Source organism: Streptomyces sp. NPDC058157 (assembly GCF_042884105.1).
Lineage (GTDB): Bacteria > Actinomycetota > Actinomycetes > Streptomycetales > Streptomycetaceae > Streptomyces.
The window spans coordinates 1-20618 of sequence record NZ_JBHVUQ010000078.1; the positions used below are offsets into that span (position 1 = coordinate 1).

The window sequence follows — 20618 nt, forward strand, 5'->3', positions numbered from 1 at the left end:
GGAGCGGCTCGCGTACCTGCTGGCGCAGGAGCGGCTCGCGCCCGAGGCGCCGTACTACACCCTGGAGACCGCCCCCGGTTACCTGCCCGGGATCCTCGCCCGGCAGCACCTCGCCCCCGACGGGACCCCGCTCCCCGGAGCCCTCCCGCGCGGGGAGTCGGCGGCGCGGCGCTGGGTGCGGGAGCGGCTGCGCGAGGCCGCCCGGGGCGCCTACCGGCACGGGGTCCAGCGCGTGGCCCCGGCGATCCGCCGCCTGGGCGAACTGTGACCGCCCCCGCCCGCCCGACCGGGGCCTCCGTTCCGGCATCCGCTCCGGCTCCGGGTCCTGTCCCGGCTCCGGGTGCCGTCCTGGCTCCGGGTCCCGCCCCGGCTCGGCGTGCCGCTCCGGCACCGGGTGCCCTTCCGGCCCCGGGCCCGGCAGCGGCCCCTGGCGCCTCCCCCGTCCGCCCGGCCGGGGCCTCTGCCCCGGCATCCGCTCCGGCTCCGGGTACCGCCCCGGCTGCGGCCACCGCATCCGGTGCCGCCCCGGGCGCCGCCCCCGCGGGCCCCGGCCCGCTTCGGCGGGACCGGCGGGTGCTTGCCGTGATTCCGGCTCGGGGCGGGTCCAAGGGGGTGCCGGGGAAGAACACCGCGCGCGTCGGCGGGGTTCCGCTGGTCGTGCGGGCCGTGCGGGCCTGCCGGGCCGCGCCCAGCGTCACCGACGTGGCCGTCTCCACCGACTCCGGGGCCGTCGCCGCCGCGGCCCGCGCCGCCGGGGCCCACGTGATCGCCCGCCCCACCGCCCTCTCCGGCGACGCCGCGAGCAGCGAGAGCGCCGTCCTGCACGCCCTGGACGCCTTCGAGGAGCTGCACTCCCTCACGGTGGACGTGGTCCTCCTCGTCCAGTGCACCAGCCCCTTCCTCACCCCCGCCGACGTCGAGTCCGTCGCCGCCGCCGTGGCCCGCGGCGACGCCGACTCCGCCCTGACCGCAGCCCCCTTCCACGGCTTCCTCTGGCGCCGCGGCCCCGACGGCTCCGGGACCGGGGTCAACCACGTCCCCGCGTACCGCCCGCGCCGCCAGGACCGCCCCGAGGAACTCCTGGAGACCGGCGCCGCCTACGCCATGACCGCGGCCGGCCTCCGCAGGGAACGGCACCGCTTCTTCGGGCGGGTCCTGCCCGTCCCCGCCGACCCGGCCCGGGTCCTGGAGGTCGACGACCCGCACGACCTGGCCCGCGCCCGCCTCCTCGCCCCCCTCCTGGACCCCCTCCTGGACCCCCTCCCCGACCCGCCCCGCACACCCGACCGAAGGACGCCCGACGCCATGACCGTCGCACCCCTCAACCCCCGCCTGCGCACCCTCGGCCGGCGCATCGCCGGCCCCGGCCGCCCCGTCTACGTCGTCGGCGAGATCGGCATCAACCACAACGGCGACCTCGGCACCGCCTTCGCCCTGATCGACGCCGCCGCCGAGGCCGGCTGCGACGCCGTCAAGTTCCAGAAGCGCACCCCGGAGCTGTGCACCCCCCGCGACCAGTGGGACGTCGAACGCGACACCCCCTGGGGCCGCATGACCTACATCGACTACCGCCACCGCGTCGAGTTCGGCGAGGCCGACTACCTCGCCGTCGACGAGCACTGCGCCAAGCGCGGCATCGACTGGTTCGCCTCCCCCTGGGACACCGAGGCCGTCGCCTTCCTGGAGAAGTTCGACCTCCCCGCCCACAAGGTGGCCTCCGCCTGCCTCACCGACGACGAACTGCTGCGCGCCCTGCGCGCCACCGGCCGCACGGTCGTGCTCTCCACCGGCATGTCCACCCCGAAGCAGATCCGGCACGCCGTCGAGGTCCTCGGCAGCGACAACATCCTGCTCTGCCACGCCACTTCGACCTACCCCGCCAAGGCCGAGGAGCTCAACCTCCGGATGATCAACACCCTCCAGGAGGAGTACCCGAACGTCCCCGTCGGCTACTCCGGCCACGAGACCGGCCTGCAGACCACCCTCGCCGCCGTCGCCCTCGGCGCCGTCTTCGTCGAGCGGCACATCACCCTCGACCGGGCGATGTGGGGCTCCGACCAGGCCGCCTCCGTCGAGCCCGGCGGCCTCACCCGCCTCGTGCGCGACATCCGCACCATCGAGACCGCCCTCGGTGACGGCGTGAAGAAGGTCTACGACTCCGAACTCGCCCCCATGAAGAAGCTCCGCCGCGTCCAGGGCACCCTCCCGGCCCCGGCCCCCGCCCCCGCCGCCTCCTGACCCTCCCCGGCCCTCCTCCCCAGAGCGGAGTACGTCGTGCACCCCTCAGCCCCCACCCTGGCCCTCGTGGAGAGCCCGGTCCAGCTCCTCAACGTGCTGGAGTGGGCCCACACCCGGCGCGGGGACGACGGCCCGCTGCTGACCGCCGTCCCCCGCCAGCCCGGCCCCGCCGCCGACCGCGGCCGGACCGGACCGCGCCCGGCCGCCGACGGGCTGCGCATCGTCGTCGTCCCCCCGACCGACCCCATGTCCCGGGGCCAGCTGCGCCGGGTCGCCGGGCTCGCCCGGGACGAGGGCCACACCGTGCACTGGCAGGAGGCCCGCGGCGGCTCCGGATCCCCGACGCGCGCCCTGGCGGCCCTCGCGCCCGCCGTGCGCCGGGCGGAGCGGATCGTGGTCGGCGACCCCTTCTCCCGCTTCCTCCAGCTGCTGCTGCTCCCGGCCCGGGCCGCCGAACTGGTCGTCGTGGACGACGGCACCGCCACCATGGAGTTCGTCGCCCAGCTCGGCCGCGGCGAGCGGCTGCGCCGCTGGCACCGCACCGGCGGCGGGGCCGCGGCCCGGGTGCGGGAGCTCGCGTACGCCCCCGTGTCGGGTACCGCGCGGCGCCGGCTGACCCCGCGCGGCGGGCACGCCGTCGAACTGTTCACCTCGATGCCCGTCACCCCGCCGCCGGGGGCCCGGCTGCGGGTCAACGACTTCGCCTGGACCCGGGCCCGCTTCGGCCCGCCCCGGCTGACCAGGGGCACCGACCTGGTCGGCACCTCCCTGGTGGAGACCGGGGTGGTGGACCCGTTCCGCTACCTGGACGCCGTGCGCGCCCTGGCCCGGGAGCACGGCGTGACCCGCTACTTCGCGCACCGCCGGGAGACGCCCGAGAAGCTGCGCGCGCTGAGCGAGGCGACCGGGCTGGAGATCGTCCGGCCGGACCTGCCGCTGGAGCTGATCGCCCGGCGGGGCCCGATCGGCCGGACGATCGTCAGCTTTCCGTCCACGGTCGTCCACACGCTGCCGTACGCGCTCACCGGCACCGGTGTGACGGTCGCCGTATGCGGTATCGACCCCGCCTGGCTCACCGCCACCGCCTCACCCAGGGCCCGCGGCTTCCTCGCCGGCGTCACCGACACCGCCCGTGATGTGCGCAGACTCCCGCTGGGAGCGGCTCCCGCGGCCGGATGAGCGCGCGAGTTTACCCCCGGGCGCATCCGATCATGCGTCCAGAGGTCGCTTTTCTTTCCCCTAACGGCATGAATTTCTGGTGATCTCCAGACAGTTGACCCATCCGTGCGCCTACCCTTAAACGGGTGAACCAGTTGATGTCCCGCGAGTCCCTGCCCGCCCTGCCCGGCAAGCCCGACCGGCCCGAGCTGCCCGGCAAGCTTCCGGATCACCTGCGTGCCGAACTGATCGACTTCCGCCGCGACTTGCACATGCACCCCGAACTAGGACACCAGGAGTTCCGCACCACGGCGGCGATCAAGGCGCGGCTGGAGAAGGCGGGGCTGCGACCACGGGTGCTCAAGTCCGGCACGGGCCTCATCTGCGACGTCGGCACCTGGGACCGGGGCCGGCCGATGCTGGCCCTGCGCGCGGACATCGACGCCCTGCCCATCCCCGACGCCAAGACGCACGTCCCGTACCGCTCCACCGTCCCGGACCGCGCCCACGCCTGCGGCCACGACGTGCACACCTCCGTCGTCCTCGGCGCCGGCCTGGTCCTCGCCGAGCTCGACCGCCAGGGCCTGCTCCCGCGTCCGGTGCGGCTGCTGTTCCAGCCCGCCGAGGAGGTGCTCCCGGGCGGGGCGACCGAGGCCATCGACTCCGGGGTGCTGGAGGGGGTCGGCCAGATGATCGCGGTGCACTGCGACCCGCGCGTGGACGCCGGGCGGATCGGTCTGCGGTCCGGCCCCATCACCTCGGCCTGCGACCGGCTGGAGGTCACCCTCACGGGCCCCGGCGGCCACACCGCCCGCCCGCACCTGACCACCGACATGGTCACCGCCGCCGCCCGGGTCGCCGTGGACGTGCCGGCCCTGCTGGCCCGCCGGATGGACGCCCGCTCGGGCATGTCCGTCACCTGGGGCCGGATCGAGGCCGGGCACGCCTGCAACGTCATCCCGATGCACGCGGAGCTCTCCGGCACGATCCGCTGCCTGGACCTGAACGCCTGGTACGAGGCCCCGGACATGATCCACGCGGCCATCGACGAGGTCGCGACGATGCACGGGGCGAAGTTCGAGATCAACCACGTGCGCGGGGTGCCGCCCGTGGTGAACGACCCGGTGGTCACCGAACTGCTCCGGGAGTCGATGGCGGCCCGGCGCGGCGCCGAGTCGGTCGAGGACACCGAGCAGAGCCTCGGCGGCGAGGACTTCTCCTGGTACCTGGAGCACGTCCCGGGCGCCATGGCCCGCCTCGGCGTCCGCAAGCCCGGCGACACGGCCAAGCGGGACCTGCACCGGGGCGACTTCGACGTCGACGAGTCCGCGATCGCGGTCGGCGTGGAGTTCTTCACGGCCGCCGCCCTGCTCGACGGACGGCGCACAAGGCCCTCCACGTAAAAAATCAAGTAAATCTCTGTACAACATTCGCGGGTCCTCCGCCGAACCTGTCCAGCCCTTGGTACACAAGGGCTGGACGCCCCCGCGGTCACCAACCGGTCACTGTCCGGTTCGCGACGATCCGATAACGACTCATGAACGGGCCTTTAACTGACATCTACGCGCGTTACGATCGCCGCGAAACCAGCGCCGGTCGTGGCGCTTCGGTCAGGTTTTGAAGGAGCCTCCCCTTGCGCCGGATCACCAGGATCGCCACCGTGGGCATCGCGTCCGCGGCGCTGGCCCTCTCGGCCACCGCCTGTGGCGGAAAGAAGTCCTCGGACAGCTCGTCCTCCTCCTCGTCGTCCTCCTCGGAGTCGAAGGCCGCCAGCGCGGCCATCGCCTACGACGTCGGCGGCCGCGGCGACCAGTCGTTCAACGACGCCGCCTTCGCGGGCCTGGAGAAGGCCGAGAAGGAGCTCAAGGTCAAGACCGCCGAGGCGGAGCCGACCGAGGGCGAGAGCGAGGCCGACAAGGTCCAGCGCCTCACCGAGCTCGCGCGCAAGGGCAACAACCCGGTCATCGGCGTCGGCTTCTCCTACGCCTCGGCCATCCAGAAGGTCGCGGCGAAGTTCCCGAAGACCACCTTCGGCATCATCGACGACACCTCGAAGACCGGCCCGAACATCGCCAACCTGGTCTTCAACGAGGAGCAGGGCTCCTACCTGGCCGGCGTCGCCGCCGCCAAGACCTCCAAGACCGGCACGGTCGGCTTCATCGGCGGTGTCGAGGTCCCGCTGATCAAGAAGTTCCAGGCGGGCTTCGAGCAGGGCGTCAAGGACACCAACCCGAACGCCAAGGTGCTGTCGGCCTACCTGACCCAGCCGCCGGACTTCTCGGGCTTCGCCAAGCCGGACCTCGGCAAGGCCGCCGCCAAGGGCCAGCTCGACGGTGGCGCCGACGTGATCTACGCCGCCGCCGGCCTCGCCGGCTCGGGCGCCATCGAGGCCACCTCCTCCGCGGGCAAGTGGGCCATCGGCGTCGACTCCGACCAGTACAACCAGGCCGGTCTGTCGAAGTACAAGGACCACATCCTGACCTCGGTCACCAAGGACGTCTCCGACGCGGTCTTCAACCTGATCAAGTCGGTCAAGGACGGCAAGCCGGAGTCCGGCGAGGTCCGCTACGGCCTCGACAAGAACGGTGTCGCGCTCGCCGACTCCAACCCGCAGTACAAGTCGATGGCCGACGTCATCGCCGCGGTGGAGAAGGCCAAGGCCGACATCATCGCCAAGAAGATCACCGTCAAGACCACGCCGTAAGGCCCCTGTCTGACATGTGAGTCGTGGTCTCCGGGGTCCGGAAGCGGTCAACCCGCTGCCGGACCCCGAGCCGCGTATTCGCCCCCAGTCCGTGAAGTCTTGTGGTCAGTTGGCCGCAAGTTTTCACTTCCGACAGTGCTACGCGCGTAGAGGCATCGTGGACGCGATACCTTCTCTCCCCGCCCTGTCTCCTCCTGCCACTTGGCTTATTTCCGGCTCCTTCCGCGCCAAGGAGAGTGCGTCATCAACGCGTCCAGCCCCCCTCTCGCCGTAGAACTGCACGGCATCACCAAGCGTTTCCCCGGCGTCGTCGCCAACAAGGACATCGCCATCTCCGTCCGCAAGGGCACGGTCCACGCCCTCATCGGTGAGAACGGTGCCGGCAAGTCGACCCTGATGAAGATCCTCTACGGCATGCAGAAGCCGGACGAGGGCACCATCGCCATCGACGGGGAGCAGGTCTCCTTCACCAACCCGGGCGACGCCATCGCCCGCGGCATCGGTATGGTCCACCAGCACTTCATGCTGGCCGACAACCTCACCGTGCTGGAGAACGTCGTCCTCGGCGGCGAGAAGCTCTACGGCATCGGCGGCAAGGCCCGCAAGAAGATCATGGAGATCTCGGACGCGTACGGCCTCGGCGTCCGTCCCGACGCCCTGATCGAGGACCTCGGCGTCGCCGACCGCCAGCGCGTGGAGATCCTCAAGGTCCTCTACCGCGGTGCCAAGACCCTCATCCTCGACGAGCCCACCGCCGTGCTCGTGCCGCAGGAAGTGGACGCGCTGTTCGACAACCTGCGCGAGCTCAAGGCCGAGGGCCTGACCGTCATCTTCATCTCGCACAAGCTGGGCGAGGTGCTGAAGGTCGCCGACGACATCACCGTCATCCGCCGCGGCACCACGGTCGGCACCGCCGACCCGAAGACGGCCACGACCAAGCAGCTCGCCGAGCTCATGGTCGGCACCGAGCTGCCCTCGCCGGAGACCCGCGAGTCCACGGTGACCACCACCCCGATGCTCACGGTCGAGAGCCTGCGCCTCGGCGCGACCGACCCGGACGGCGTCGTGCGCGAGGTCCTGGCCGGCATCGACTTCACCATCCACAAGGGCGAGGTCCTCGGCCTCGCCGGTGTCGAGGGCAACGGCCAGACGGAGCTGATCGAGGCCCTCATGGGCATGGTCGGCCCGGACAGCGGCACCATCACGCTGGACGGCGCGGACATCACCGCCATGCCGACCCGCAAGCGCCGCGAGGGCGGCATCGGCTACATCCCCGAGGACCGCCACCGGCACGGCCTGCTGCTGGAGTCCCCCCTCTGGGAGAACCGCATCCTCGGCCACGTCACCGAGAAGCCCAACTCCAAGGGCGGCATCCTCGACCCGAAGGCCGCCCGCAAGGACACCGAGCGGATCGTGCGCGAGTACGACGTCCGCACCCCCGGCATCGAGGTCACCGCGGCCTCCCTCTCCGGCGGCAACCAGCAGAAGCTGATCGTCGGCCGCGAGATGAGCCACAACCCGAAGTTCCTGATCGCCGCCCACCCCACCCGCGGTGTGGACGTCGGCGCTCAGGCGCAGATCTGGGACGCCATCCGCGAGGCCCGCCGCGAGGGCCTGGCCGTGCTCCTGATCTCGGCCGACCTGGACGAGCTGATCGGCCTGTCCGACACCCTCCGGGTCATCTACCGCGGCCGTCTGGTCGCCGACGCCGACCCGGCGACGATCACCCCCGAGGAGCTCGGCACCGCCATGACCGGCGCCGCCAGCGGGCACCTCGAAGCCCATGACGACCACTCCGCCGGGGTCGACGGCGACACCACGGAGGACGAGGCCCGATGAAGAAATTCGACAAGGACCGGCTGCTCCTGGCAGCCGCCGGACCGGCGCTCGCACTGGTCAGCGCCCTCGTGCTGACCATGATCGTGCTCGCCGCCTCGGGCGTGGACCCGATCGACCCGCTGCGGATCATGATCGAGCAGGCGGGCTACGAGGACATCCAGGTCCTGATCATCAACCAGGCCGGCATCTACTTCCTGGCCGCCCTGGCCGTGGCCGTCGGCTTCCGGATGAACCTCTTCAACATCGGCGTCGACGGCCAGTACCGCCTCGCCGCGATGATCTCGGCCGTGGTCGGCGCGGCGGTCTCGCTGCCCGCCCCGCTGCACATCCTGCTGATCGTGGTCATCGCCATGGCGACCGGTGCCTTCTGGTCCGGCATCGCGGGCATCCTCAAGGCCCGCCGCGGCGTGAGCGAGGTCGTCTCCACGATCATGCTCAACGCCATCGCGACCTCCGTGATCGCCTGGCTGATCCTGCCGAAGAACCTCGGCGTGCAGCCGGCCGGCTCGAACGACCTCACCACCGGTGACATCGCGGAGTCCGGCTGGTTCCCGGCCGTCTCGCTGCCCGGCGGCGACATCTACGGCTTCACCTTCGTCGCCTTCGCGCTCGGCGTCGTCTACTGGTTCGTCCTCAACCGGACCCGCTTCGGCTTCGACCTGCGCGCCTCCGGCGCCAGCGAGTCCGCCGCGCAGGCCTCCGGCGTCGAGCCCAAGAAGATGATCATGACGGCGATGCTCATCTCGGGCGCCGTCGCCGGTCTGACCGGTATGCCGCTGCTGCTCGGCGAGTCGCACACGTACAACCTGTCCTTCCCCCTGGGCGTCGGCTTCACCGGCATCACCGTCGCGCTCCTCGGGCGCAACAACCCGATCGGCATCTTCTTCTCGGCCTTCCTGATCGCCTTCATCGACAAGGCGTCCGCCGGTCTCGACACCGAGGGCTACGCCAAGGAGATCGGCACGATCATGCAGGGCCTGATCGTGATCGCGGTCGTCGTCAGCTACGAGCTCGTCCGCCGCTACGGCATCCGCCGCCAGCAGCAGAAGGTCGGCGAAGAGCTGGCCGCCGGCCATGCCCTCAAGACCGACAACAAGGAGGTCGCGGCGTGAGCACCAGCACCGTTTCCGCGACGAGCGCCGCGCCCAAGAAGGGCGGCGGCCGCCGCAAGCTCACCCTGCCCTGGATCCTGCTGATCGTCGCGGCCGGCCTCGCGCTGGTCTCCGTGGTCCGCCTGATCTCCGGCGCCAACGACCTGACCTCCGTCGGCCAGTTCTCCGGCGCCCTGCAGCTCGCCGTGCCGATCGCCCTCGCGGGCCTCGGCGGCCTGTGGGCCGAGCGCGCGGGCGTGGTCAACATCGGCCTCGAAGGCATGATGATCCTCGGCACCTGGTTCGGCGCCTGGGCCGGCTACCAGTGGGGCCCGTGGACCGGTGTCGTCCTCGGCATCATCGGCGGCGCCCTCGGCGGCCTGCTGCACGCGATCATCACCGTGACGTTCAACGTGAACCACATCGTCTCCGGTGTGGCCATCAACATCCTGGCCGTCGGCTTCACCCAGTACCTGTCGAACTTCACCTTCGACAAGACCCCGGGCGGCTCCTCCAAGCAGTCCCCGCGCATCGACCCGATCACCGAGATCACCATCCCAGGGCTCTCGGACTGGCTGGCGACGCTCCAGGGCAAGCACTGGTTCCTGATCTCCGACGCCGCCGGCGCCCTCGGCGGCCTGGTCACCAACCTCTCGCTGCTGACCGTCGTCGCGGTGCTGCTGGTCCCGCTCACCTGGTGGGTGCTGTGGCGGACCGCCTTCGGCCTGCGCCTGCGCTCCTGCGGTGAGAACCCGACGGCCGCCGAGTCCCTCGGCGTCAACGTCTACAAGTACAAGTACATCGCCGTGATCGTCTCCGGTGCGATGGCCGGCCTCGGCGGCGCGTTCCTCGCGATCGTCTCCACCGGCATCTACCAGGAGGGCCAGACCGGCGGCCGCGGCTACATCGGTCTCGCCGCCATGATCTTCGGCAACTGGATGCCGGGCGGCATGGCGCTGGGCTCGGGCCTCTTCGGCTTCACCTACAGCCTGCGCCTGCGCGGTGGCGCCGAGAACGTGCACGCGATGCTCCTGCTCCTCGCGATCCTGCTCGTGCTCGCCGTCGCGTGGCAGCTGTACAAGAAGAAGTACCTCCAGGCCGGCATCGCCGCGGTCTGCGCCGCCGGCCTCTTCGTCTGGTACGCGCTCACCGACCAGGTGCCCAGCCAGTTCGTGGACGCCGCCCCGTACGTCACCACGCTGCTGGTGCTCGCGCTGTCCGCGCAGCGCCTGCGGATGCCCAAGGCGGACGGCATGCCGTACCGCAAGGGCCAGGGCAAGTGACCCCGGCCCCGGCGGTGGACTGGGAAGCCCTGCGGACGGCCGCGCGGTCCGCGATGACCCGCGCGTACGCCCCGTACTCGGGCTTCCCGGTCGGGGTGGCCGCGCTGGTCGACGACGGCCGCACGGTCACCGGCTGCAACGTCGAGAACGCCAGCTACGGCCTCGGCCTGTGCGCCGAGTGCGGCCTGGTCTCCTCCCTCCAGGCCACCGGCGGCGGCCGTCTCACCCACTTCACGTGCGTGGACGGCAAGGGCGAGATCCTCGTCCCCTGCGGCCGCTGCCGCCAGCTGCTCTACGAGTTCGGCGGCCCGGAGCTGCTGGTGGAGACACCGGACGGGATCCTCCCGCTGAGCGCGATGCTGCCGCAGGCCTTCGGGCCCGACCACCTCAGACAGCCGTGACGACGGCCCTCCGCCCCACCGGGCGGAGGGCCGTCGGCCGTCTTCGAGCCGGGCTCGAGCCCCGCCTGAAACTCCTTGAACTCCCTGAACTCCCTGAACCTCCCTCCCTCATCTCTATGCGCGTAGAAGGAAGTCACCTCATGGACGTCATCTCCGTCATCCGGACCAAGCGGGACCGCGGTGAGCTGAGCCCCGAGCAGATCGACTGGGTCATCGACGCCTACACCCGCGGGATCGTCGCCGACGAGCAGATGTCCTCGCTGGCCATGGCCATCCTGCTCAACGGCATGAACCGGACCGAGATCGCCCGCTGGACCGCCGCGATGATCGCCTCCGGCGAGCGGATGAACTTCGACTCCCTCTCCCGCCCCACCGCCGACAAGCACTCCACCGGCGGCGTCGGCGACAAGATCACCCTCCCGCTCGCCCCGCTCGTCGCCGCCTGCGGCGCGGCCGTCCCGCAGCTCTCGGGCCGCGGCCTCGGCCACACCGGCGGCACCCTGGACAAGCTGGAGTCCATCCCGGGCTGGCGCGCGCTGCTCTCCAACGAGGAGATGCTGAACGTCCTCGACACCACCGGCGCCGTCATCTGCGCGGCCGGCGACGGCCTGGCCCCGGCCGACAAGAAGCTCTACGCCCTGCGCGACGTCACCGGCACCGTCGAGGCCATCCCGCTGATCGCCTCCTCGATCATGTCCAAGAAGATCGCCGAGGGCACCGGCTCCCTGGTCCTGGACGTGAAGGTCGGCTCCGGCGCCTTCATGAAGAACATCGAGGACGCCCGCGAGCTGGCCTCCACCATGGTGGCCCTGGGCACCGACAGCGGCGTCAAGACGATCGCCCTGCTCACCGACATGTCCACCCCGCTCGGCCTGACCGCGGGCAACGCCCTCGAAGTCCGCGAGTCCGTCGAGGTCCTCGCGGGCGGTGGCCCCGCCGACGTGGTCGAGCTGACCGTCGCCCTCGCGCAGGAGATGCTCACGGCCGCCGGCATCAAGGACGCCGACCCCGCCAAGGCCCTCGCCGACGGCTCCGCCATGGACGTGTGGCGCCGGATGATCTCCGCCCAGGGCGGCGACCCGGACGCGGCCCTGCCGGTCGCCCGCGAGCAGCACGTGGTCACCGCCTCCGCCTCGGGCGTCCTGACCCGCCTCGACGCGTACGCGGTCGGCGTCGGCGCCTGGCGCCTGGGCGCGGGCCGCGCGCGCAAGGAGGACCCGGTGCAGGCGGGCGCGGGCATCGAGCTCCACGCCAAGCCGGGCGACACCGTCACGGCCGGCCAGCCGCTGATGACCCTGCACACGGACACCCCGGAGAAGTTCGAGTACGCCCTGGCCTCCCTGGAGGGCTCCTACGACGTCGCCCCGGCGGGCACGGCCTTCACCGCCACGCCGATCGTCCTGGACCGCATCGCCTGACCTGCGGCTTCCCTTTCGGGTGAACGGGACCGGTGGACCCCCGCCGGTCCCGTTCGGCATGCTGGGATCGGTGCCGACCGATAGGAGCACACCATGAGCGCACTCGCAGTCGAGCACCTTCCAGAGGGCGACGACTGGGACCGTGCCGTCCACCTCTGGGAGGGGATGGACGTGCCGAAGGGCTGCAAGGTGGAGATCATCGAGGGGATCGTCACCGTGGCACCACCACCCGTCAACGACCACAACCTGATCGCGGAACTGGTACAGAGTCGCCTGTACGCAGCGATCCCGTCGGACTGGGGAGTCTTCCAGACCCTCAACGTGGAGGTCCCGAGCCACAGCGGCCTCTACATCCCGGACCTCGCGGTCGTACCGAGGTCGGAGGTACCGCGCGGGGAGAGTTTCGCTCCTGCGGCCGTCGCCAAGCTGGTGGTGGAGGTCACTTCCCGGTCGACCGCCGTCAACGACCGCGTCGCCAAACTGAAGGGCTACGCCGCTGCGGGTGTCGCCCTCTACCTCCTCATCGACCCGCATGCGACCGGCAGTCCCACGATCCACCTCTACGGCGAACCGAACGACGGCAAGTACCGCGTCATTCACGCGGGCAAGTTCGGTGAAGCCGTCCATCTCCCCGATCCGTTCGACCTCACCCTCGACACCTTCACCTTCCCCCGGCCGTAAGCGGTCACGGCCCGCCGATGATTTCCGGGTAGCCGGCCGGTCCTCATCTCGTGGAGACCAGACGACTCGCGCTGCCCGGGCCCAGCCCCACCGAGCAGGACGCCGCCGCGCTGTGCGCGCGGCTGGCGCGGCTGTACGACGGCGGGGCCCGCGCCGTGGTGTGCGAGGCCGGGGCCGTCACCGCGCCCGGGCTGGGGGCCGTCGCCGTACTCGCACGGCTCCGGCTCGCCGCACGCGGACTCGGGGCCTTCACCGTGACCGGCGCGACCCCGGCCCTGCGGGCCCTACTGGACCTCGTAGGACTCGTCGAGCTCCTCGGGGAGCCCGAACAGCGGGAACCAGCGGGCGGTGTCCAGGAAGGCGTTGAGCCCGACGATCCGGCCCCCTGACACCTCCAGCACCTGGAGCGCCCACGGCACGTGCCGCGGCCGGCCGTCCTCGCGCGGCCGGTACTGCCCGAAGGCCGGCAGCCCGTTCGCCGTGGTCGGTATCAGGCGCGAGCCCTTGCAGCCGATGCCCTGGTTCAGATGCCAGGCCGCGATGTCCGCGTGCCCCTGGAGCCACAGGTCGAACGGCGGCATCGACAGCACCGCGTCCTCGTGCAGCAGGGTGGTCAGCCGGGTGATGTCGTAGGCCTCGAAGGCGGCCAGGTACTGCTCCAGCAGCTTCTTCTGCTCCGCGTCCAGCGGGTCCGCCGGATCGCTCGGCCGCAGCGCCTGCCCCGACAGCGTCGCCCGCGCCCGCTGGAGCGCGCTGTTCACCGAGGCCACCGTCGTCTCCAGGAGCTGCGCGACCTCGTCCGCCTTCCAGGCCAGCACCTCCCGCAGGATCAGCACCGCCCGCTGCTTCGCCGGCAGGTGCTGCAGCGCCGCCACGAACGCCAGCCGCACCGACTCCTTCGCCAGCGCCATCTCCGCCGGATCGGCGGTCTGCGGCAGCACCCGCCCGTCCGGCACGGGCTCCAGCCAGGTCACCTCGGGCCGCTCGTTCAGCACGGCGGACGCCTGGTGCTGCGGGGCGGTGAGGTCCATCGGCCGGGCCCGCTTGTTCCCCGCGTTCAGCAGGTCCAGGCAGACGTTCGTGGCGATCCGGTACAGCCACGACCGCAGCGAGGAACGCCCCTCGAACTTCCCGTACGCCCGCCAGGCCCGCACGTACGTGTCCTGCACCGCGTCCTCGGCGTCGAAGGCCGAGCCGAGCATCCGGTAGCAGTACCCGGTCAGCTCGACGCGGTAGCGCTCCATCGCCGCGTCGAGCTCCGGGGAGGTGGTGGTCGCGAGGTCGCTCATGGCTGCCGTCCCCCAGGGTGTCGTCCGTCACTCCGGAAACTACCCGAGGGGTCTGACAACGGCAGCCCGGGCACGGCGCGGTGGATCAGGTCCCGGGCTTGCGCCCGTACACGAACACGTCCTCGCCGTTGGTCAGCATGTTCCAGTACGCCTTGGCGTCGGCCGTCGTCATGTTGACGCAGCCGCCCGAACCCGGCGGGTTCCACATGCTCTTCTCCACCGAGTGGAAGGCGATGCCCCCGTCGAAGAACTGCGCGTACGGCATCGCCACGTTGTAGATCGTCGACCAGTGGTTGATGTTGCGGTAGTAGATCTTCTTCAGCCCGGTCCGCGTCGGGGTCTCCGCCTTGCCCGTGCGCACCGGCACCGGCCCGTACTTCAGCGTCGCCCCGTCCTGGATCCAGCTCAGCTGCCGCGTCAGGTCGACGCAGGCGATCCGCCCCAGGTTGGTGGGGCACTGCCCGGCGGCGTTCGGGTTCTTCCCGGCCGCCCGCTGCGCCAGCATGGTGCTCATCGTCTGCCAGGTCAGCGGCCCCGCGTACCCCATCGTCGGGGTGATCCCGTGGGTGGCCTGGAAGGACTGGATGGCCGCGCAGTCGGCAGCCGACTGCACCCCGTCCACCGGCCGCCCCAGGAACTGCTCCACCTGCCGCTGGTACGGCCCCGTGGTCACGTTGCACGAGGCGGCGGCCTGCGCCGCCCCGCCCCCCGCCACCACCAGGGGCGCCGCCAGCGCGACCGCCCCGCCGAACACCACCGCGGCCCGCCGTCCCGCGCGCACGCGTACGCGTATCCCCGCCATCGATCCCTCCCCTGCCGCGCCCGCACCATGGGGACGCCGATGCCCCCCACGCTAGAGCGGGACGGGCACGCCGGACAGGGGTCCGACAGGACTTCAGCGGGCCGCAGCCGCAGTGGCCGGCAGCCGCCGCTCGGCGCGGGCCGCGTGCGAGCCGTACAGGGTGATCGAGACGACGCCCAGCACCGCCAGCAGCGCGATCCCGACCGTCGCCGCCCACCCCGAGGCGTGGTACGCCAGCGCGCCCAGGGTGCCGCCCGCGCTGGAGCCCAGGTAGTACGCGGACTGGTACAGCGCGGACGCCTGCGCCCGGCCCGTCTTCGCCGTCCGGCTCACCGCCGCCGAGGCCACCGCGTGCCCCGCGAAGAACCCGGCCGTGATCAGCACCAGCCCCGGCAGGATCAGCCACAGCGAGTCGGCCAGCGACAGCAGCAGCCCCAGCGCGGTCGTGGTCACCGCCAGGTACAGCGCACCGCGCCGCCCGGTCCGCGCCACCAGCTGACCGGCCGCGGCCGAGGAGGCCGTGCCCACCAGGTAGATCAGGAAGATCGAGCCGACCACACCCTGGCCCAGCGAGAACGGCGCCTCCACCAGCCGGTAGCCGATGACCGTGTACACCGCACCGAACACGGTCATGAACAGCGCGCCGATCCCGTACAGCCGCAGCAGCAGCGGGTCCCGCAGGTGCCCGGCGACCGTACGGCCCACCGCGCGCGGGTTCAGCGAGGCCGGCCGGAAGAACCGCGCCCGGGGCAGCAGCACCAGGAAGGCCACCGCGCAGACCAGCGCCATCACGCCGACGGCCAGCAGCCCGCCGCGCCACCCCCACAGCTGGGCGCCCCAGCCGGTGACGATGCGGCCGCTCATGCCGCCGATGGAATTGCCCGCCACGAACAGGCCGATCGCCCCGACCAGCGCCTTGGGCCGGACCTCCTCCGCCAGGTACGCCATCGCGGAGGCGGGGATGCCGGCGATCGCCGCACCCTGCACCGCGCGCAGCGCCACCAGCCACTCCAGGCTCGGCGCGAACGGCACCAGCAGGCCGATGCCGACGGCCACCACCATCGAGCAGGTCATCATCCGGGTCCGGCCGAACCGCTCGGACAGCGCGCTGAGCGGCAGCACGAACAGGGCGAGCGCCCCGGTGGCCGCGGACACCGTCCAGCTGGCCTGACCGGCCGTCACGCCGAAGCCGGCGGAGACCGCGGGGAGCAGGGCCTGGGTGGAGTAGAGGAGGGCGAAGGTCGCCAGTCCGGCGGCGAAGAGCGCGAGGCTCATCCGGCGGTAGCCGGGGCGGCCGGGGGAGAGGGGCTCGGGGGACGACGCGGTGGAGGCACCCGGGATGACGGGTGCCCCGGTATGAACGGGAGGCATGCATCGACGGTAAGACCGCTCCCCTTCATGCGTCCAATGCACAAACGGGCCATAATCAATCCACCCACGCATCAGCACAGCTCATGGCTTCGGATATCAATGAACCGTTACGAAGAAGACATGGCCGTGACACAAGGGCTGGCCCCGCGCCTCGCCCAGTTCGTCGCGGTCGCCCGGCACGAGCACGTCACCCGCGCCGCCCAGGAGCTGGGCGTACCGCAGTCCAGCCTCTCCCGGGCCATGGTCCGCCTCGAACAGGACCTGGGCGTCTCGCTGTTCGCCCGCAAGGGCCGCACCGTCGCCCTCACCACGGCCGGCCGCACCTTCCTCGCCTCCGCCGAGGAGGCCCTCGAAGGGATCGCCCGCGCCGCCGGCTCCGTGCAGCAGGACGCCGACCCCGGCTTCGGCAAGGTCGCCTTCGGGTTCCTGCACACCCTGGGCCCCGAGACCGTACCCGGGCTGATCCGCGCCTTCCGCGCCGACCACCCCCGGGTCCGCTTCGCCCTCGTCCAGAACTACGGCGAGGCCATGCTGGAGAAGCTCCGCGCCGGGGAGCTCGACCTCTGCCTGACCTCGCCCGTCCCGGACGCCCCCGACCTGGTGGCCCGCCGCCTGGACGAGCAGCGGCTGCGCCTGGTGGTCCCGGACGACCACCGCCTGGCGGTCCGCAAGCGCATCCGCCTCGCCGAGGCCGCCGAGGAAACCTTCGTCACCCTGGAGCCCGGCTACGGCCTGCGGCGCATCACCGACAACCTGTGCGCGGAGGCGGGGTTCACCCCGAAGGTGGCCTTCGAGGGCGAGGAGGCCGAAACCCTGCGCGGCCTGGTCGCGGCGGGCCTGGGCGTGGCCCTGCTCCCCCCGCCCCTGGTCCCCCGCCCGGGCGTGGTCGAGCTGACGGTCACCGCCCCGCGCGCGGTCCGCGAGATCGGCGTCGCCTGGCTGGACGGCCACCCCGACACCCCACCGGTGGCCGCCTTCAAACGCTTCCTCCTCTCCCGCCGCGGCCGCCTCATCCCGGAACTGGAACCCCCGGCCTGACGGGCGCCCGGTCTACTGGGCGGGCCACGCCCAGGAGGTGCCCTTCGTGAAGTCGCCCTCGCTCCCGGCGCTCAGGAACAGCCGGGTGGGGGGCTTCGACTCGTATCCGGCGAAGACCGTGCAGAAGGTGTGCGTCTCGCCGACGTCCCAGCCCATGTAGATGGGCGTGTCGGACGGGCAGCCGCCCTCGACGAAACCGGTGTGGATCTCCGGCCGCTTCGCGACCTGTACGCCGTTCTCGTCGAGGGCCTGGGCGCCGGCTCCGAGGTCGGCGTTGGAGTAGGCGGGCTTCCCCTCCTTCAGCGTGTAGGTGAGGAAGACGAAGTACGGGGTGTCGCCCGTGACCTCGCCGGGAACGGACCTGTCCCAGTACAGGGCCTTCGCCTGCTTGGCGGTCCCCTTCACGATCTTCGAGACCGTGATCTCGAACTTCCCCCCGCCGGTGACGCCGGGTTCGTACAGCGCCGGCGCCGGCCGGCCCAGCGGAAGGGCGGGGCCCCAGCCCGGCTTCTTGCTGGCGGACGGTGCGGCGGGGCTCTCCGGACCGGCGCCGCCCTGCGCCGAACTCCCCTGCGCGGCACCGCCCTTGGCCGCCCCCGCCCCGGTGGCGCCGGACTTCGCGTCGCCTCCGGCGCCACCGCAGGCGGTGAGCGTCATCCCGAGGGCGGTGGCCAGCAGCCCGTACAGGGCCTTGGAGCGGCGGTGCATGCGTACTTCCTTCTCACGGGGACTCCGAATCCGTGATCATCCTTCCATGCGGCCCCGGCGGGCCGGAGCCCTCCTCCCCCTCCCGGCAGGCCGTCGCCGCCGACAGCAAGTACCCCGCCTGGAAGCGGGACTTGGCGCCGACCGCGCGCATGATTTCCGCGATGTGGCGCTGGCAGGTGCGCTCCGACATGCCCAGGCGGCGGGCGATGACCTTGTCCTCCAGGCCCTCCGACAGCAGGCGCACGATCATCTGGCGGAGCTCGTCCGAGAGGGACCTGGCGGCTTCCGGGCTCACCGTCGTCGGGAAGGGGCGGGCGCCCAGCCAGGAGCGTTCGAAGGCCGCCGTCATGAAGTGGACGACGCTCGGCTCGCGGACCACCAGCGCCGCGCCCTGCCGCTCCGGGACGGACATCAGGCCGGTGTGCGCGTCGAAGATCAGCATCCGCATCAGCCCGTCGCCCAGGGTCCGCACCTGCGCCCCCAGGGCCGTCACCCGTTCCACGTACGCCGCCGTCGGCCGGGAGTAGCGCGCCGTGTGCTGGTAGATCGTCCGCATCCGGACCCCGCGCGCCAGCAGCGACTCGTCGCGGCCGACCGCCTCCTCCAGGGTCTCCTGCGGCCGGCCCCCGCCCGGCTGGGAGGTGAGGAGTTCCTGCTCGCAGCCCGCGACCAGCTCGGCGATCAGGCCCCGCACCGCCCCCAGGTCGGTGACCAGCTCCAGGCTGCCCGCCCCGCCGTCGTCACGGTGCGCGGTGCCCGCCTCGTACGCCGGGACCAGCGCCTCCAGCCGCCCGCGCAGCCGGTCCATCTCGTCGTGGGTCTCGCGCACGAGGAGGGCGAGGGGGGCCAGGGCCCGGGCCGCCGCCGCGCGGGGCGCGACCGCGCTCCAGCGTTCCGGGCCGTCGCCGGGGGCCCGCTGGAGCAGGTGGGCGGCGGCCAGCTCCTTGACGGCGGCGCCCGCCCGGGCGCCCAGCGCGGTGGTGGCCTCGGCGGGGGTGAAGGCGTACCGCTCCACGGCGAAGGCGTACAGACGCCGGGCGGCGGGGCTCAGATCGGATCCATCGGCTCCGTCGACATCGACTGGCATATGCCTATTCGTCCCTGACTGTGTGCGTTTATAAACCCCTCGGGTTCCCGCAAGGCGACAAGTCGACTCCTGTATCCCTGCATACGGCATATGCCGAACCGGCACAGTAGGGAGCACGGCGCGCCGGGGGCGGTGCCGCCGGATCCATCGGTGCCGTCCGACCGTGAGGGGGCGGAGCGGCAGGCACGGACGGACACCGCGCGCCCGCCCCCGTCCCGCACGGCCGCGCTACTGCGGCTTGGCGTAGTTCCCGTAGCCCGTCCAGTCCAGCGCCACGGCCTGCTCGTCGCCCACCACCCAGGCGTCGTGTCCGGGCGCGATCTGCATGAAGTCGCCCGGGCCGTACTCCTCGGCCTCCCCGTCGTCCATCACGACGCGGATCCGGCCGCTCAGCATGTACCCCGTGTGCGCGGACTGGCAGCTGTCCGTGCCGGCCAGCGGCTTGATGTGCTCCGACCAGCGCCAGCCCGGTTCGAACACGGCCCGTCCGACGGCTCCGCCCTCGGTCTCCAGCACGTCCAGCCGGCCCTTGCCGTCCTCGAACGGTCGGGTCTCGTCAGGGCTGTCGAAGTTCCTGCGCACGATTGCGGCCATCTTCCATCGCCTCCCGGAGGGAAACGGCCCCGAGTCCACTCCTCACTCTACGCGCGGGCCGCCGCGCCGCACCGCCGGCCCGGGCCCGCCCTCACCCCCGCAGCGACCGCCCGAACCCCGAGGCCAGCGGCATCCGCAGACCCAGCGGCGGGGGAGCCGCCAGCGCGTCCGTCACCGGGCGCGAGTACCGCCCCGAGACCATCGCCCCGAGCACGAAGTCCACCGCGAGCGCCACCACTTCCGCCCGGTGCTCGCGCAGCCCGTGCCCGTCCGAGTGCACCTCGAACCGGCAAGTAGAACGATTCGCCTTCTTCGCCCGCGCCGCCAGCCGGAAGGAGGCCTCCGGATCGCTGCGCGCGTCGTTGGTCCCGTGCACGATCAGCACCTGCCGCCCGGCGAGCTGTTTCACCGGATCAGGGGAGTCGTCGCGCACCTCCTCCGGTAAGCAAGGGGCCAGCGCCACCACCGAGTTGACGGCCCCGTGCCCCGCCGCCCGCAGCGCCGTCCGGCCCCCGGCCCCGTAGCCGGCCAGGCAGACCGGCACGTCCCCGTACCGGCGCAGCGCCTCGTCGGCCGCCCACCGCGCGGCCTCCTCCCGCCCCTGGGGGCCGTGCAGCACGGCGTGCGCCACCAGCCCCTCCGCCCCGCCCGCCCGCGCCAGCGCCCGCGCGAGCGGACGCAGCGGACCGGGGGCGATCCTGGACGCCCCGGGGAGCAGGAGGACCACACCACTGACCATCGACTCCGGGCCGTTCGCGCCGGCCGCCCGCCCCAGGCGGGCCCCGCGCGCCGGCGGCGCATGCTGTGCCATGGCGGAACAGTCTCAGACCGACGGGTGTACGCCACCCGTCCGTACGGTCTCTGTTACATATCGACGCCCGCCGCCGACCGGTTGCTCTACGCGCGTAGGAGTAGA

The 20618-nt window shown here is 72.3% G+C and carries 19 protein-coding genes and 2 pseudogenes; 14 read left to right on the forward strand and 7 right to left on the reverse strand.

The window, feature by feature from the left end; translation table 11 throughout:
• From ACFVXK_RS20320 to ACFVXK_RS20380, 13 genes and pseudogenes are all read left to right on the forward strand, one after another.
• Positions 1-268, forward strand: a pseudogene (locus ACFVXK_RS20320) (hypothetical protein); the annotation flags it as partial.
• A 314-nt stretch (positions 269-582) separates the two neighbouring features.
• Positions 583-942, forward strand: a pseudogene (locus ACFVXK_RS20325) (cytidylyltransferase domain-containing protein); the annotation flags it as partial.
• Positions 943-1305: 363 nt separating this feature from the next.
• Complete coding sequence (locus ACFVXK_RS20330; RefSeq protein ID WP_389613606.1) at positions 1306-2238, forward strand: N-acetylneuraminate synthase family protein; 933 nt, start codon at positions 1306-1308, stop codon at positions 2236-2238.
• Between the two features lie 36 nt (positions 2239-2274).
• Complete coding sequence (locus ACFVXK_RS20335; RefSeq protein WP_389613551.1) at positions 2275-3417, forward strand: hypothetical protein; 1143 nt, start codon at positions 2275-2277, stop codon at positions 3415-3417.
• A gap of 137 nt (positions 3418-3554) precedes the next feature.
• Complete coding sequence (locus tag ACFVXK_RS20340) at positions 3555-4799, forward strand: amidohydrolase (protein WP_389613608.1); 1245 nt, start codon at positions 3555-3557, stop codon at positions 4797-4799.
• Between the two features lie 230 nt (positions 4800-5029).
• Positions 5030-6100 carry a BMP family protein gene (locus ACFVXK_RS20345; RefSeq protein WP_389613553.1) on the forward strand — a complete coding sequence of 357 codons (1071 nt, stop codon included), beginning with the start codon at positions 5030-5032 and terminating at the stop codon, positions 6098-6100.
• A gap of 276 nt (positions 6101-6376) precedes the next feature.
• Positions 6377-7939, forward strand: a complete 1563-nt coding sequence (locus tag ACFVXK_RS20350) for an ABC transporter ATP-binding protein (RefSeq protein ID WP_389613610.1) — start codon at positions 6377-6379, stop codon at positions 7937-7939.
• Complete coding sequence (locus ACFVXK_RS20355) at positions 7936-9051, forward strand: ABC transporter permease (protein WP_389613554.1); 1116 nt, start codon at positions 7936-7938, stop codon at positions 9049-9051. Before ACFVXK_RS20350 ends, ACFVXK_RS20355 begins: the two co-directional genes overlap by 4 nt.
• Positions 9048-10313, forward strand: a complete 1266-nt coding sequence (locus ACFVXK_RS20360) for an ABC transporter permease (RefSeq protein ID WP_389613556.1) — start codon at positions 9048-9050, stop codon at positions 10311-10313. The genes ACFVXK_RS20355 and ACFVXK_RS20360 overlap by 4 nt, the downstream gene beginning before the upstream one ends.
• On the forward strand, positions 10310-10714 hold the full coding sequence (locus ACFVXK_RS20365) for a cytidine deaminase (RefSeq protein ID WP_389613558.1): 405 nt from the start codon (positions 10310-10312) through the stop codon (positions 10712-10714). Before ACFVXK_RS20360 ends, ACFVXK_RS20365 begins: the two co-directional genes overlap by 4 nt.
• Positions 10715-10854: 140 nt before the next feature.
• Positions 10855-12132, forward strand: coding sequence for a thymidine phosphorylase (locus ACFVXK_RS20370; protein ID WP_389613560.1), 1278 nt, complete (start codon positions 10855-10857; stop codon positions 12130-12132).
• A gap of 93 nt (positions 12133-12225) precedes the next feature.
• On the forward strand, positions 12226-12813 hold the full coding sequence (locus ACFVXK_RS20375; RefSeq protein ID WP_389613562.1) for a Uma2 family endonuclease: 588 nt from the start codon (positions 12226-12228) through the stop codon (positions 12811-12813).
• Between the two features lie 50 nt (positions 12814-12863).
• Positions 12864-13202 (forward strand): STAS domain-containing protein, encoded by a 339-nt coding sequence (locus ACFVXK_RS20380; RefSeq protein ID WP_389613564.1) that lies wholly within the window; start codon positions 12864-12866, stop codon positions 13200-13202.
• On the opposite strand, the gene ACFVXK_RS20385 is transcribed toward ACFVXK_RS20380, so the two are convergent.
• From ACFVXK_RS20385 to ACFVXK_RS20395, 3 genes are all read right to left on the reverse strand, one after another.
• Positions 13098-14102, reverse strand: a complete 1005-nt coding sequence (locus ACFVXK_RS20385) for a sigma-70 family RNA polymerase sigma factor (RefSeq protein ID WP_389613566.1) — start codon at positions 14100-14102, stop codon at positions 13098-13100. The two genes, ACFVXK_RS20380 and ACFVXK_RS20385, sit on opposite strands and share 105 nt — an antisense overlap.
• Before the next feature lie 85 nt (positions 14103-14187).
• Positions 14188-14904 carry a L,D-transpeptidase family protein gene (locus ACFVXK_RS20390; RefSeq protein ID WP_389613568.1) on the reverse strand — a complete coding sequence of 239 codons (717 nt, stop codon included), beginning with the start codon at positions 14902-14904 and terminating at the stop codon, positions 14188-14190.
• Positions 14905-14997: 93 nt separating this feature from the next.
• Entirely contained in the window at positions 14998-16275 is a 1278-nt protein-coding gene (locus tag ACFVXK_RS20395; RefSeq protein WP_389613570.1) for an MFS transporter, read from the reverse strand.
• A 99-nt stretch (positions 16276-16374) separates the two neighbouring features.
• Here ACFVXK_RS20395 and ACFVXK_RS20400 point away from each other — a divergent pair, with 99 nt between their 5' ends.
• Entirely contained in the window at positions 16375-17313 is a 939-nt protein-coding gene (locus tag ACFVXK_RS20400) for a LysR substrate-binding domain-containing protein (protein ID WP_389613572.1), read from the forward strand.
• Between the two features lie 12 nt (positions 17314-17325).
• On the opposite strand, the gene ACFVXK_RS20405 is transcribed toward ACFVXK_RS20400, so the two are convergent.
• The 4 genes from ACFVXK_RS20405 to ACFVXK_RS20420 all read right to left on the reverse strand — a co-directional run bounded on the left by ACFVXK_RS20405 (position 17326) and on the right by ACFVXK_RS20420 (position 20513).
• Positions 17326-18021 (reverse strand): hypothetical protein, encoded by a 696-nt coding sequence (locus ACFVXK_RS20405; protein ID WP_389613573.1) that lies wholly within the window; start codon positions 18019-18021, stop codon positions 17326-17328.
• 13 nt (positions 18022-18034) lie between these two features.
• Entirely contained in the window at positions 18035-19108 is a 1074-nt protein-coding gene (locus tag ACFVXK_RS20410; RefSeq protein ID WP_389613575.1) for a LuxR C-terminal-related transcriptional regulator, read from the reverse strand.
• Positions 19109-19336: 228 nt separating this feature from the next.
• Positions 19337-19702 (reverse strand): cupin domain-containing protein, encoded by a 366-nt coding sequence (locus ACFVXK_RS20415; RefSeq protein WP_389613577.1) that lies wholly within the window; start codon positions 19700-19702, stop codon positions 19337-19339.
• 91 nt (positions 19703-19793) lie between these two features.
• A complete protein-coding gene (locus ACFVXK_RS20420; RefSeq protein WP_389613579.1) occupies positions 19794-20513 on the reverse strand; it encodes an alpha/beta hydrolase in 720 nt (239 codons plus the stop codon).
• Positions 20514-20618: the final 105 nt, after the last annotated feature.